12 protein-coding genes, 2 tRNA genes and 1 other RNA gene are annotated in these 13,222 nt (G+C 57.1%); 4 read left to right on the top strand and 11 right to left on the bottom strand.

All coding sequences use genetic code 11. The features are described from left to right. Window positions 1–118: 118 nt before the first annotated feature. Window positions 119–1,519, bottom strand: a complete 1,401-nt coding sequence (locus HMPREF9081_RS03795; RefSeq protein WP_006305669.1) for an anion permease — start codon at window positions 1,517–1,519, stop codon at window positions 119–121. A gap of 175 nt (window positions 1,520–1,694) precedes the next feature. Between HMPREF9081_RS03795 and HMPREF9081_RS03790 the strand changes: the two genes are divergently transcribed. Next, complete coding sequence (locus tag HMPREF9081_RS03790) at window positions 1,695–2,612, top strand: LysR family transcriptional regulator (RefSeq protein ID WP_006305668.1); 918 nt, start codon at window positions 1,695–1,697, stop codon at window positions 2,610–2,612. Between the two features lie 54 nt (window positions 2,613–2,666). Here the strand turns inward: HMPREF9081_RS03790 and HMPREF9081_RS03785 are convergent, their stop codons facing one another. From HMPREF9081_RS03785 to dhaL, 7 genes are all read right to left on the bottom strand, one after another. Beyond that, window positions 2,667–3,086 carry a rhodanese-like domain-containing protein gene (locus tag HMPREF9081_RS03785; protein WP_006305667.1) on the bottom strand — a complete coding sequence of 140 codons (420 nt, stop codon included), beginning with the start codon at window positions 3,084–3,086 and terminating at the stop codon, window positions 2,667–2,669. 21 nt (window positions 3,087–3,107) lie between these two features. After that, window positions 3,108–3,512 (bottom strand): rhodanese-like domain-containing protein, encoded by a 405-nt coding sequence (locus HMPREF9081_RS03780; protein WP_006305666.1) that lies wholly within the window; start codon window positions 3,510–3,512, stop codon window positions 3,108–3,110. 39 nt (window positions 3,513–3,551) lie between these two features. Beyond that, a complete protein-coding gene (locus tag HMPREF9081_RS03775; protein ID WP_040395452.1) occupies window positions 3,552–4,310 on the bottom strand; it encodes a sulfite exporter TauE/SafE family protein in 759 nt (252 codons plus the stop codon). A gap of 59 nt (window positions 4,311–4,369) precedes the next feature. Next, window positions 4,370–4,444: transfer RNA gene (locus tag HMPREF9081_RS03770), tRNA-Glu, on the bottom strand. Between the two features lie 7 nt (window positions 4,445–4,451). Continuing rightward, a tRNA-Glu gene (locus tag HMPREF9081_RS03765) sits at window positions 4,452–4,526 on the bottom strand. 68 nt (window positions 4,527–4,594) lie between these two features. Further along, a complete protein-coding gene (gene gltX, locus HMPREF9081_RS03760; protein WP_006305664.1) occupies window positions 4,595–6,067 on the bottom strand; it encodes a glutamate--tRNA ligase in 1,473 nt (490 codons plus the stop codon). Window positions 6,068–6,094: 27 nt separating this feature from the next. Further along, complete coding sequence (dhaL, locus tag HMPREF9081_RS03755; protein ID WP_040394423.1) at window positions 6,095–6,718, bottom strand: dihydroxyacetone kinase subunit DhaL; 624 nt, start codon at window positions 6,716–6,718, stop codon at window positions 6,095–6,097. A gap of 264 nt (window positions 6,719–6,982) precedes the next feature. Between dhaL and ssrS the strand changes: the two genes are divergently transcribed. The 3 genes from ssrS (at window position 6,983) to HMPREF9081_RS14075 (ending at window position 9,930) form a co-directional block, all read left to right on the top strand. After that, window positions 6,983–7,158: non-coding RNA, 6S RNA (ssrS, locus tag HMPREF9081_RS13095), on the top strand. Between the two features lie 151 nt (window positions 7,159–7,309). Further along, window positions 7,310–9,745 carry a cell division protein FtsA gene (locus tag HMPREF9081_RS03750; RefSeq protein ID WP_006305661.1) on the top strand — a complete coding sequence of 812 codons (2,436 nt, stop codon included), beginning with the start codon at window positions 7,310–7,312 and terminating at the stop codon, window positions 9,743–9,745. 11 nt (window positions 9,746–9,756) lie between these two features. Beyond that, window positions 9,757–9,930: a hypothetical protein gene (locus tag HMPREF9081_RS14075; RefSeq protein ID WP_006305660.1), complete on the top strand. Its 174-nt coding sequence runs from the start codon at window positions 9,757–9,759 to the stop codon at window positions 9,928–9,930. A 19-nt stretch (window positions 9,931–9,949) separates the two neighbouring features. On the opposite strand, the gene HMPREF9081_RS03745 is transcribed toward HMPREF9081_RS14075, so the two are convergent. The 3 genes from HMPREF9081_RS03745 to lpxD all read right to left on the bottom strand — a co-directional run bounded on the left by HMPREF9081_RS03745 (window position 9,950) and on the right by lpxD (window position 13,211). Next, complete coding sequence (locus HMPREF9081_RS03745; protein WP_006305659.1) at window positions 9,950–11,179, bottom strand: ATP-binding protein; 1,230 nt, start codon at window positions 11,177–11,179, stop codon at window positions 9,950–9,952. A gap of 135 nt (window positions 11,180–11,314) precedes the next feature. Next, window positions 11,315–12,184: a lysophospholipid acyltransferase family protein gene (locus tag HMPREF9081_RS03740; protein ID WP_006305658.1), complete on the bottom strand. Its 870-nt coding sequence runs from the start codon at window positions 12,182–12,184 to the stop codon at window positions 11,315–11,317. 1 nt (window position 12,185) lies between these two features. Further along, window positions 12,186–13,211, bottom strand: a complete 1,026-nt coding sequence (gene lpxD, locus HMPREF9081_RS03735; protein ID WP_006305657.1) for a UDP-3-O-(3-hydroxymyristoyl)glucosamine N-acyltransferase — start codon at window positions 13,209–13,211, stop codon at window positions 12,186–12,188. Window positions 13,212–13,222 lie beyond the last annotated feature (11 nt).

Raw genomic sequence — 13,222 nt, 5'->3', positions numbered from 1 at the left:
GCAAATCCTCCACATAGCTTTGGCTATGCGTCCGGTTTGCCTCCTCAATCGGACGAAAAAATCTACGCCAATCTGACGGACTTCATTTTATCAGTGGTTCCCTAATACCAATACACAGTTACCAAATCCCGAGGATCTTCCACCAGACGGAGCCGATGCCGATCCAGATGATGATGTTGATGACGGAGCAGACGAAGCCCAGCTTCCACCACTGCCCCTGCGTCACATAGCCCGCGCCGAAGTAGATGGGTGCCGACCCCGTGGAGTAGTGTGTCAGCCCCGCCATGAGGTTCGAGAGGAAGGCGAGCCCAAGTGCCGCAAGATAGGGAGGTGCGCCCGCCGCAACGGCAACGGCGAGAAATGCCGCGTACATCGCCGTCGCATGCCCCGACAGGCTCGCAAAGCCATAGTGACTGTAGAGATAGACAAGGAAGAGAATGCCGAGAGTCAGCCCCCATGAGACGCCCGTCATCGCCCCCGTAACGCTTGCAGCGAACCACGGGATGAAGCCGATCTTGTTCAGTGCACCCGCGAGGCTCACAATGCCGCCCATCCACATCATGCCGTCCCATGCGCCCTTTTCCCGCAGCACATCCTCCCATGTGAGGACACCCGTGAGGAGCATCGCCGTCACACCGAGGAGGGCTGCAATGGTCGCGTTCACGCCCGTGTAGCCCGACGTGCTCCAGAGGAGGAGCGCACCGACAAAGATGCCGCAGATGATTTTCTCATCCCGCGTCATTGCGCCCATCTCCGTGAGTTTTTCGCGCGCAAGTGACTGCGCCTCGGGCGTCCTCTGAATCTCGGGCGGATAGAGCTTGTAGAGCACATAGGGCAGAACAACCATCGAGAGCAGGACGGGCACGATGCCCGCCATCGCCCAAAGCCCCCACGAGATCTCAAGCCCTGCCGTGTCCCGTGCGAGCTCCGCCATCAGAGGATTCGGTGCGCACGCCGTCAGAAAGGCGGCGGCGATCGGCGCATCCACTTGAAACGACACGACGAGGAGGAATGCGCCGATCTTGCGTGCCGTCGCCCCCGGCTCCGAGCCGAAGACCGAAGCGAGGCTGCGCACAATGGGAAAGAGAATCCCGCCCGAACGTGCCGTGTTCGACGGCGTTGCAGGCGCGATAATAAAATCACTCAGAACGAGAGTGTAGGCAAGTTTCAGGCTGCTCGACCCGAATTTCAAAATGAGATAATATGCAATCCGCCGCCCCAGCCCCGTCTTGATAAAGCCCTGCGCGAACAAAAACGCCGACACGATCAGCCAGATCACCGTATTGCTGAAGCCCGTCAGCGCCTCTGCCGGCTTGATCGTATTCGTCAGTGCTGCAAACGTGATTGCCGCGAGCGCGACCGTCCCGAGCGGGAACGGCTGTAAAATAAAGCCGAGGATTGTGCCCGCGAAGATTGCGAACAGATGCCAAGCTGCCGGTGTCAGCCCCTCGGGCACCGGCAGGAACCAGAGGACGGCGATCAGCCCCGCCGTCAGAAAACATCGTACTCCCTTGCTCAAAAGAGTCCCCTCCCGTGATGATAATACACATTATTGAGCGTTTATGCGCCCATTCATCCAAGAGAGTCTGCGCAGACCCTTTACTTATTTTGCATTATACGCTATCCTTCCTTATAAGTCGAATACGTAAATTCCTATTCTCTCTATAGGAAAATTATTATACCGAGGTATATTTATGGAGTTCCGACAGTTCCGCTACATTTTGAAAATTGCCGAGGAGGGTACGCTCTCGCTCGCCGCGAAAAAACTCTACATCTCACAGCCGTCGCTCTCGCAGCTGCTCGCCGCGCAGGAGAAGAAGATCGGCGCACCTCTCTTCGACCGCGGCGGCGCACGCCTCACGCCGACCGCCGTCGGCAGGCTCTATCTCGAGACGGCGCGCTCCATCATCGCGCTCGATGAGGCGTTCCATCAGCAGGTGGATGACTGCGTGCACGGCGCGGCGGGCGACGTGACACTCGGACTCACGCAGTTTCGCAGCACACATCTCCTCGCGCCCATGCTCCCCGCCTTTCGCGCAAAATATCCGAAAATCACGCTCCATCTGCGCGAGGACACAACCTATCGACTCGAGGAACTTGCCACAACGAACGAGGTGGACTGCATCATCTCGCTGCTCCCCGTGAGCGAGCACCGCTTCGTCTACGATGTGCTTTTCGAGGAGCGGCTGCTGCTCGCCCTCCCGCCCGCGCATCCCATGTGCACGACACTCGGACTTGTCCCCGGTGCGCGCGAAAATATTCCGAGTGTTCCCCTCGCGGCGCTGCGCGAGACACCATTTCTCCTGATGCACCGCGAACAAAAACTCCACGATACGCTCTTCTCCCTCTGTGAGGCGGCGGGCTTCCTGCCGCAGATCACACTCGAAACGCGCAGCATGAACACGGCGCACGCACTCGCAGGCGCGGGACTCGGCGCCGCCATCCTCCCCGAGACACTCATCGCCGCCGCTCCGCCCGCACATCCCCCCTGCTACGCTGCCATCGAGGGCGACCCGCACCGCACGATCATCCTTGCCCGCGCAAAGAAGCGTTACCTGCCGCGCGCCGTCGATATTTTCCGTACAGAACTGCAGGCGTTCTGTGCAAAGTGAACACAAAAAAAGATTGCTGCAGGAAGCTTTTTACTTCGTACAGCAATCTTCCGATTATTTCACAACATCCCCGTGCCAGTCCTTGATGCCGCCCATCTCGACGATGTTCGTGTAGCCCATGTTCGCAAGCTTCTGCGCCGCCTGCTGGCTGCGCGCACCGCTGCGGCAGTAGACGAAGATCTTCTGCGCCTTGTCGGGCAGTTCCTTCGGCGGCGTCGTATGGATCGACTCGTTCGGAATATTGATGGCGTTCGGGATATGTCCGTCCGCGTATTCCCCCGCCGTCCGCACATCGACGATCAGATAGCCCTGCTCCGCCGCCATCATCTTCGCTGCTTCATCCGAATTCACGCGCTGAAATGTCGCCATTGCCGGATCCTTTCCTTCGGTCACCCCAGATGTCTGCGCGCTTCCGCAGCCGCAGATCCCTAACGTCAAAATACTCAAACAGAAAAGCATAACAATTTTACGCATATAAACACCTCATCAAACAAATCATTTCACAATCTCCCCATGCCAGTCCTGAATCCCGCCCATTTCGATGATGTTCTTATATCCCATATGTGCGAGTCGATTGGCAACATTCATGCTGCGAATCCCCTTGACACAGTAGACGAAGATCATTTGATTCCGATCGGGAAGTTCCTGCGGGGGCTCCTCCCCGATGCGATCCATCGGAATGTTGATCGCGTGCGGAATATGCCCCTCAGCAAACTCCTCCGGGCTGCGCACGTCGAGGATCAGATAGTCCTGCTCACGCTCCATAAGCACCTGTGCCTCATCGGCGGTAATGCGCCGATACTTCGCCTGTTCTTTCCTCTCCTCGGCTGTGTCCCCGCCACAGCCGACGATGGAAAAGGAAATCACGATGAGCAGCAGAACTGCAACAAACTTTCTCATACATTTCCCCCCCACCGACAGATTGTCCCCCCCGACAATCTATCGAAAGAATATCATAATCGAGCCGCCGATCGTCGGAAGCGCGACGATCCAGAAACGCAGAACGGGGAGCGGCGCAAGATGCGTCAGCTTTGCCCCGAAGAACGAGCCGACGGAGAGCGCCATGAGCGTCTGGATGAAAAGCAACGGCTCAAGCTGCCCGTAGAGGACGTAGCCGATGCCGCCGCTGATGGAGATCGGTACAATAATCATCATCGTCGTCCCGATCGCCTGTAGGAGCGGCACACCAAAGACAACCATGAGTGCGATCTGGATGTACGCCGCCGACCCGATGCCGAACGCGCCCGAGAGGACGCCGCAGACAAAACCGACGGGCAGTCCGTATAGATAGAGCCGCCGTCCCGTCAGGAGTTCCTCGCGCACGGCAATATGCCGTCCGAGCCACTCTGCCTGATAGATGCGCAAATAGAGGAGGCATGCGCTCGAGAGCAGCATGACGCCCGTAAAGAGACTCAGATTGGGTGCCTGCATATGGTTTGAGAGCACGGCACCGATCAGCGCCCCCACGAGTCCACCCGTACCGAGTACGGCGCCTGTCAGCGGGATGACCTCGCGCTCGCGGTAATGACTGATCGCACCCGAGAGCGTCGTGAACGCCATCGAACCGAGCGCAACGGCGAGCGCCTGATGAATCGGCACCCCGAATCCCACCACAAGCAGAGTAATGATGACGCCACTGCCGCCCGCCCCGACAAAGCCGATGATTCCTCCCATGAGAAGCATAGACAGAAAGAGCATTGCATTCTCCCGTCCCATAAACACAAAAGGAGCTGCACAGCAGCTCCTATCTATTACGATGGTGACGCCTATGGGATTCGAACCCATGAACCCGCCGTGAGAGGGCGGTGTCTTAACCACTTGACGAAGGCGCCGATGAATTGGTGACGCCTATGGGATTCGAACCCATGAACCCGCCGTGAGAGGGCGGTGTCTTAACCACTTGACGAAGGCGCCACATATGTCAACAGGAGATACTATATCATAGAGTTACTTAAAACGCAAGAGTTTTTTCACGACAGTGCTCACGAAAGCTCTGCAAGAGCTGTCCGCAGACGTGCAAGACCGCCCTCACGTCCGAGGATGGCGAGAATCTCCGTCGCTCCGCCCGGTGTCACCGCCTGTCCTGCTGCGGCGATGCGCAGCACCCACATGACCGTCCCCTTCTTCCATCCCTCGCGCTCGATACACTCCTCGAGCAGTGCGTAGAGGAGATCGTTCTCCCAGCGCTCTGCCGGAAGTGCCGCAAGGATCTCGATGAGTTCGGGCAGAAGCTCCCTCGCCGCCTCCGGTGTGACCTTGTTGCGCTTGTTCTCATAGAGAGATGCGTCAAACGGCGGCGTCTCGATGAGAAATGCAATCGCCGGGCGAACATTGGAGAGCTTTGTGACACGTGTGCGCAAAAGACGCGCAATTGTCTCCCACTGCTCCGCGAGTCGTGCGGGCAGTTCCCCCGCAAACGGGCGTGCCGCCTCAGCGAACTCCGCATCCGTCATCGCCTTGAAATACTCCCCGCACATCCAGCCAAGCTTGTCATAGTCAAAGACAGCGGGCGACTTCGACAGCCCATCAAGCGAGAACGACTCAATCAGCTCGTCCATCGAGAAGATTTCCTGATTCGTCGTCTTCGGGCTCCAGCCAAGCAGCGCCACATAGTTGACGATTGCCTCGGCGAGATAGCCCATCTTCACGAGGTCATCGAAACTCGTCGCTCCGTGCCGCTTCGAAAGCTTGCTCGTCTTGCCCGTCGCGTCGTCACGGCCCATGACGGGCGCGAGATGCACGAACACGGGTGCCTTCCAGCCAAACGCCTCGTAGAGGAGGACGTGCTTGGGCGTCGAGGTGATAAACTCGGTCCCGCGAATGATGTGCGACACCCTCATGAGGTGATCGTCAATGACGTTCGCGAAGTTATAGGTCGGCATCCCGTCACGCTTGAGGAGCACCTGATCTTCGAGTTCCGTATTCGGAATCGTGACGTTGCCGTGAAGTACATCATAGAACATCGTTTCCCCGACGAGCGGCATCTTCTGACGGATGACGTACTCCTCGCCGCGCGCGAGATGCTCTGCGACTTCCTCTGCAGAGAGGTCACGGCAAGTACGCGGGTAGCCGCCGAATGTCTTTTCTCCCTCGGCAGGTTCCGTCTCCTCCGTATGATTGCAGAAGCAGCGGTAGGCGTGTCCGCTCTCGACAAGCTGCTCGGCGTATTTCTGATAGATCTCCATGCGTTCGCTCTGAACGTAGGGGCCGTAGTCCCCGCCGATATCATCGGGCCCCTCGTCGGGCACAATTCCCGCCGCGTCGAGCGTGCGCCGGATGAAGTCCACTGCGTCCGCAACGTAGCGGTTCCGATCCGTATCCTCAATCCGCAGGATAAATGTCCCGTCGTTTGCGCGCGCGAAAAGATAGGCGTAGAGCGCCGTGCGCAAATTGCCGATGTGCATATAGCCCGTCGGACTCGGTGCAAAACGGGTGCGAATCTCCGTATTTGTCAAAACCTTTTCCCCCAAATCCCAATATTGTCAGCCGCGCAGATAGCTGCACAGTGCGCGGAACATGATGAGCGAGCTCATCGCGCCCGGATCCTCGATGCCGATGCTGCGCGGTCCGATGAGAGCCGCGCGCCCACGACGCGCCGCGATCGTCTTCGTGTACTCTGCGCCCGCACGCCCCGCATTCAGGGCATCCTCAAGGCATTCGCGCAGACTCTTGCCGTCCGCATTCTCCGCGCGAAATGCGTCGCGGATCGGAATGAGTGTATCGAGCATGGTCTTGTCGCCGCGCTCTGCACGACCGCGCCGCTGGATTGCGTCAATTCCTGCGGTAAAGAGTTTATCGAAGCTGTGCACGTCAAGGCGCGTCTTATTGTTCACCGCTTCGCTGGCACGCACAAATGCGATACCGTAAAGAGGCCCCGCTGCGCCGCCGACATTCTCGATGAATGCCCGCCCAATGTGATGGAGCACATCCTTAACCGGCGCGTCGGCGGGCATCTCTGCGAGGCGTTCCTCCGCGGCTGTAAATCCGCGCGCCATGTTCAGACCGTGATCCCCATCTCCGGTCTTGGCATCCACCGCCGTCAGATAATCCTTCTGCGCCATAATTGCGGTGATGACCGCATTCACTGCGTCACGAACATTTGCCATCTCATCGCACCATCTTTCCCTGTAGTTCAACAATTCCATATTCTCTTTTACATTATAGCACGGGATTTTCCATAGGAAAAGAGGGGGAAAACATTTTGATGTAGTTTTCCGAAAAGACAGATTTCATGGGAACCGCCAAGATGAAGTCCATCGGATGGACGCTGCACGGATCCGTGCTTCTCAAATTGTGCAGCAAATTGTTATTCCTCTGTTTGTCAAGTCTTGCGGCTTACTTTTTTTTATGCTATCATAATGCACAAGAAGGTGAGCCTTAGATGTGCGTGTGCCTTAGCAATGTCTAACCTACAGATCTTTTAGGGAATCCGAATTGATTCCGGTGAATGTGATGCTCCTTCGGAGAACGCAGGAGTCGGACTTAGGGTACCCACCTGCTTTACGCAGGTATAGACATATAAGTCATACGGCATTTCAGACCCCTCTCTTGTGGTCAGAGTGGAACTGCCCGCGCGGCGGCTTCGTTCTGACCTTTTTATGTGCAGTTCGTGCATACGGAATGGCAGGATTTTTTTGAAACGACACGAATAAATATAATGTTATACAGTAGGTGACACAGGATCAGAGGAGATCGAAATGCCGGATCTGGATAAAACGAACGAAGAAATGACATCAGGCTCAGTGGCAAAGAGACGGGGACGTTCGAAAAGGCACGGGCGTCCCAAGAAGGGAGAGCCCGGGTCAAACCATACTGCTCGTCATGAGCGCCCCACGGAGCTTGTCTTTGCACTCGATATCGGCACGCGCAGTGTCATCGGCATCGTTGCCGAGCAGCGGGACGGTCTGCTCCACATTCTCGCGACCGAGCGCATGGAGCACAAGACGCGCGCCATGCTCGACGGACAGATTCACGATGTGCCGCAGGTTGCTGCCGTCATCCGCGAGGTCAAGCACCGCCTCACCGAGCGCACGGGCGCACTCCAGAGCGCTGCTGTGGCTGCCGCGGGACGCGCCCTCTACACGATGACCGCCGAGGCGGAGCAGGAGATCACGGGCACCATCACGTCCGCACAGCAGCGCGATCTCGACTTTGCGGGCGTGCAGGCGGCACAGCGAAAGCTTGCGCACTCGCACACGGTCGACGATCCGACGCGCTACTATTGCGTCGGCTACAGCACGATCCGCTATACGCTCGATGACAACGAACTCAAGACTCTCGTCGGTCAGCGCGGCAGACACGCACAGGCAACCGTCATTGCGACCTTCCTCCCGCGTCAGGTCGTGGACTCCATGCAGTCGGCTCTGCGCGAAGCACATCTTGAGATGCGCGCGCTCACCCTCGAGCCGATCGCGGGCATCAACGTTCTTATCCCGCCTACGATGCGCCATCTGAATCTCGTCCTCGTGGATATCGGCGCGGGCACCTCGGACGTCGCCATCACGCGGGACGGCTCCGTCATCGCCTACGGTATGGTGCCGATGGCAGGCGATGAGATCACGGAGGCGATCTCACGCGAATACCTGCTCGACTTCAACGTCGCCGAGGATGTCAAACGCAAGGCGGCGGACGGTCAGGATGTGTCCTTCACCGACATTCTCGGCATGAAGCTCTCGCTGACCGCCAAGCAAATCGTCACCGCCATAAGACCTGGGATCGAACATCTGGCGAATGCGATTGCAAAGCAAATCTTGGAGCTGAATGGTGAGCCGCCGCAGGCAGTCATGCTCGTCGGCGGCGGTTCGCTCACACCCATGATGCCGGAACTCGTGGCGACGGCACTCGGGATTCCTGAGGCACGCGTCGCCGTGCGCCAGCCGAACGAGGTGGACGGCATTGCAGAGCTTCCGGAAGATCTTCACGCACCCGATGCGGTCACACCACTTGGCATTCTCAAGATTGCCTCCATCAACACGCTGCATTTCCTCGCCGTCTGGATCAATGACATCGAATACAGCCTCTTCAACTTCCGCGAGCTGAACGTCTCCGATGCCTTGCTCGCCGCCGGCATCAGTCTGCGCAAATACAACGGGCGTCCCGGCATGGGACTGATGATCACGGTAAACGGGGAGCGACGCAGCTTTCCCGGTACGATGGGCACGCTCGCACAGATCACCATCGACGACAAGATTGCGAGCCTCGATTCGCCCATCCACGATGACTGTCGGATCAGGCTCGTCGCGGGCGAGAACGGGATACAACCCGAGGTGCACCTCAGTGATATCATCGGCACAATTAACGGCTATACGGTTATCCTCAACGGAGAGGAGATCACCGTCACCGCGAGCATTCTAATCAATGAGAGTGTTCCCGAGGGAGACCCCATCCTGCGTGACGGCGATGTGATTGTCTCACGGCGGGAACGCACCCTTGGCGAGGTGCTGCGTGCGGCAGGTCTTCCCCCCACGGGACGGCGCATCTCCTATACGCTCAACGGCGAAGCGCGACGCTTCTCCACCCAACCGCAGATCACACTCAACGAGGCGCCCGCCCTCCTCTCCACCACGCTTCATGAGGGCGATGTCATCGAGTATGAGGAGACCGCCATCCCGACGGTCGAATCCGTCCTCAACCTCTCTGACGCATCTGCCTATGTGACGATCATCTACGAGGGCAGGGAGCATCAGGTGCCCGCCTCCGGATTCTCGCTTACGATCAATGGACGTGAGGCATCCTCCGGCACTGTGGTCGAGGACGGCGCCGTCATTGCCTATCAAAAGGGCACAGGCAGTGCGAATGTGAGCGAGGCACTGTTTGCCGTCGGGTTTACACCGCCGCCTGCGACGAGCCGCGTCACCTTCACCATCCTCGTAAACGGGAACAAGGCGGACTTCACAAGCCCCATTCGAACGGGGGACACGCTCGCGGTCACCTTCACACCGCTTGACCAGCCAAATGCACCGGCAGAAAAGCGCGATGAGAACACTCCTGTAGCGAGCGCCATCCTCGGCAGCATTGCCACACGCACATCCCTCGTGCAGGATGTTCCTCCGACAGCAGAGGGAAGTACGCCAACTGCATCCAAGCCCGCACCGGATACGATATCGATCGCCCCCCTTATACGCTACGACTGAGTACAGAAAACATGACAGAACTTTCCATGCAGTACCAAAAGACGGGGCGTGCCTTTCAAGATTGTCCAATCGCTGGAGGTTTTCATACCTTTGAAGGCTATGCCGCAATGATCTACTTGGTTGCAGGAAAATTGAAATTAGCGACACCTGTTCTGAAAATAGCTTTTCCACTAGTTTTGGAGTAGAGCCAAATTTTCTCCATCATCAAATGAGCGATATCGGAACAATCAGATTCTCTCGATCAAATGCGCCGAGCTTTTCGGCAAGGCAGAGTATTGCGCCCATGCCGCGCTGCAGAGGTGCTTTTTCAATCGCAGAAAACGTGCGGATCATCTTCTTTTCCGGCGCAGCCGTTTTCTTGATCTCAAGCGGATGCAGCTGCCCATCGCCTTCCATAATCAGGTCGATCTCTCTTGCATCCTTATCTCGATAGTAGTAGAGATAGGCTTCTTGCCCTGTATTCTGATAGCTCTTTTGTATTTCGCTCACCACATAGTTTTCCAACAAAGCGCCGTTCATCGCGCCGCTCATGACAGTTTCGGCACTGCTCCACTTCGTAAGATAACAGGAAAGTCCTGTGTCGTAGAAATATAACTTTGGTGTCTTCACCATACGCTTGAGTACATTGTTCGAATACGGATGCAGATAGAAAATGATCCCCAGCGTTTCTAAAACGCGGAGCCAGCTCTTCGCCGTGGTCTGGTCAATATCACAGTCATCTGCGATCCCCTTATAGTTCACCATCTGCGCTGTTCTGGCAGCCACCGCCGTAATGAAATTCAAGAATTTCAGAGAATCTATGCCGCCCGATAAAGCCTTTACATCGCGCTCCAAATATGTGGAGATATAGCTCGCATAGAAAATATTCCGTTCCTGGTATTTTTTACTGACGAGCGCAGGCATCCCACCCAAAAACAGCCGCTGAAAGACATCCGAGACTGAGACAGGCTCGACGACCCGCTGACGCTCTGAAAGAGCGGTCATATCCAGGCAAAACGCTCCAAACGGATGCCCATATATCTCTTGTTGAGAAAGCGGCGAAAGGTGAAGCAGGGCAACACGCCCCGCCAGCGACTCCTGCACGCCGTCCATCAGTTTGAACAGATGTGAACCCGTCATCCAAACATCGCCGGCGCGCTGATACTTGTCCACATGGATTTTGATATAGGTGAACAGCTCCGGTGCATACTGTATTTCATCAATCAGAACAGGGGGCTGATGCAGCTGGAAAAACATCGCCGGATCTGATTTCGCGAGTGTACGCTCATTCAGATCATCGAGGGAAACGTAATTCCGATTACGCGCCTCCACTGCAATCAGATTTTGTAGCATGGTTGTCTTGCCAACCTGTCGAGGACCGGTCAGCAAAACAGCAGGGTACTCTTCATTGAGTCTGAGAAAAACATCCTCCATGCTTCGTTTGATGTATCCCATCTTCACTCCTTATTTCGGCTAATATAGGTTACACTCCTATTTTAGCCGAAAAGAAAAGAAAGAGCAAGCGATATAAAAAGTCCCCGATTGAATTTTCTTGATTCAATCGGGGACATCTGCTCTGCGCATATATTATTACTCCTCCCGCAGCGATTTCCAGCGGTCATGCAGCCAGAACCACTCCTCGGGATATTTTCGGATCCATTGCTCGATGCGCGTATTGATCGTCTGCGTTACACGACGGACATCCTCCGTGCGGTCATCCGTCTTTTCAACCATAATGCCCGGCTCAACGGTCAGGATATGATGTCCGCTCTCCTCGCGATGGATAAAGACGGGAAAGATCGGCACGCCGCAGCGCCGTGCGATCGCCGCCGCTCCCGTGAACGCGTTCGTCGGCTGTCCGAAGAAATCGATGATGATGCCGTCACGCAGAGATGGATCCTGATCGCTGATGAGTCCGATGATCCACCCCGCATCGATCATACGGAACATCTCACGCACGCCCGTCTGATAGGTGATATGCATACCGACAAGTGCGCGGTACTCGTTGATGAAGCGGTCCATTCCTGCTGCGCTCTGGCGCTTTGCCACACCGACGATGGGGAGTCCCGCACAGGCGAACGCGCCGCCCATGAGCTCCCAATTGCCGCTATGTGAGGTGGCAAAGATCGCCCCCTTGCCAGCAGCGACTGCTGCGCGTACCTCAGCAATCGCTCCCGTAATCGTGACATAGTCATCCATACGCCCCTTCATGACGGGGAAACGGAGGACCTCCATCAACATGGGACCAAAGCGCAGGCTGCTCGCCCGCGCAATGCGTTCCGCCTCTGCCGCCGAAACAGAGAGGCAGCGCATGACCTGCTCACGCGCCAGTGTCTTGCGCTTTTTCGGCACAAAGATCCAAGCGAGCCGTGCCAGCCCCTGACCAAGCATCATCGCGGCACCGTGCGGCAGAAGACAGATCAGACAGCTGAGAAGCTTTACCGCATAGTAGGAAAACATCTCAGTCTTTCCCTTGCAGACCCTCGATTTCCTTTTCGAGTGTCTTGATCTTCTTCACCATCTCAGGCAGGCGGCGGATTGCCGCCTGTACGCGCAGCCACTCGGCGTGCGGCTGCACGGGAAAGCCTGCGCAGAAGACGCCCTCGGGCATATCCGCGATGATGCCGGAGCGTGCGGCGTAGACCGAGTTCGCACCGATATTGATATGTCCGACGGTACCGACCTGTCCGCCGAAGGTGACGTTATGCCCCACCTTTGTGGAGCCGGAGATGCCCGTCTGTGCGACGATCAGACAGTTTGCGCCGATACTGCAGTTATGTCCGATATGCACGAGGTTGTCGATCTTTGTCCCCTTGCCGATGACCGTCGCACCGAGTGTCGCACGGTCGATGCCGACGTGCGCGCCGATCTCCACATCATCCTCGATGACGACACCGCCGACCTGTGGTACCTTCGTATGGACACCTGCCTCCGTCGTAAAGCCGAACCCATCCGCACCGATGACGGCAGAGCTGTGAATCGTGCAGCGCGCACCGATGCGGCAATGCTCCCGCACGGTCGCATTCGGATAGATGACGGTATGATCACCGATCTCACTATACTGCCCGACATAGACATGCGGATAGATGGTCACGCCCGCGCCGAGAACGGCATGGTCGTCGATGTAGGCAAAGGGCAGGATGGTCACGCCCGCGCCGATCCGGACGTCGGCTCCGATATACGCCTCATCGCTGACACCGACGGTATGCTCAATCGGCGGTGTAAAGATCGTCAACAGTTTGGCAAACGCCGCCTTCGGTTCTGCGACATAGATGACGGGACACGAAAAGCCCTCCGTGCCCGGCGGCAGGAGGAGTGCTCCCGCCTTTGCTCCTGCGCGTGCCGCCTCGATATGCGGAGGAACAGCAAAGGCGAGATCATCCGCCCCCGCCTCGTCCAGAGAGGCAAGGCTGCGAATGAGACGGTTGCCGTCCCCGCGGACCGTACCGCCGATCAGCTCCGCAATCTCATTGACTGTCTTTTCCATGCTTCATGCCC

The sequence above is a fragment of the Centipeda periodontii DSM 2778 genome (genome assembly GCF_000213975.1).
Taxonomy (GTDB): Bacteria; Bacillota; Negativicutes; order Selenomonadales; family Selenomonadaceae; genus Centipeda; species Centipeda periodontii.
Note: the sequence above shows the minus strand (reverse complement) of the source record. Positions and strands in the feature narration are given on the sequence as shown.

Bases quoted from the DNA above. Each gene is read 5' to 3' on its own strand.
- HMPREF9081_RS03790 (WP_006305668.1), top strand. From the start codon at position 1,695: ATGGAGTTCCGACAGTTCCGCTACATTTTGAAAATTGCCGAGGAGGGT.
- HMPREF9081_RS03785 (WP_006305667.1), bottom strand. From the start codon at position 3,086: ATGCGTAAAATTGTTATGCTTTTCTGTTTGAGTATTTTGACGTTAGGG.
- HMPREF9081_RS03780 (WP_006305666.1), bottom strand. From the start codon at position 3,512: ATGAGAAAGTTTGTTGCAGTTCTGCTGCTCATCGTGATTTCCTTTTCC.
- HMPREF9081_RS03775 (WP_040395452.1), bottom strand. From the start codon at position 4,310: ATGCTCTTTCTGTCTATGCTTCTCATGGGAGGAATCATCGGCTTTGTC.
- dhaL (WP_040394423.1), bottom strand. From the start codon at position 6,718: ATGGCAAATGTTCGTGACGCAGTGAATGCGGTCATCACCGCAATTATG.
- HMPREF9081_RS03750 (WP_006305661.1), top strand. From the start codon at position 7,310: ATGCCGGATCTGGATAAAACGAACGAAGAAATGACATCAGGCTCAGTG.
- HMPREF9081_RS14075 (WP_006305660.1), top strand. From the start codon at position 9,757: ATGACAGAACTTTCCATGCAGTACCAAAAGACGGGGCGTGCCTTTCAA.
- HMPREF9081_RS03745 (WP_006305659.1), bottom strand. From the start codon at position 11,179: ATGGGATACATCAAACGAAGCATGGAGGATGTTTTTCTCAGACTCAAT.
- HMPREF9081_RS03740 (WP_006305658.1), bottom strand. From the start codon at position 12,184: ATGTTTTCCTACTATGCGGTAAAGCTTCTCAGCTGTCTGATCTGTCTT.
- lpxD (WP_006305657.1), bottom strand. From the start codon at position 13,211: ATGGAAAAGACAGTCAATGAGATTGCGGAGCTGATCGGCGGTACGGTC.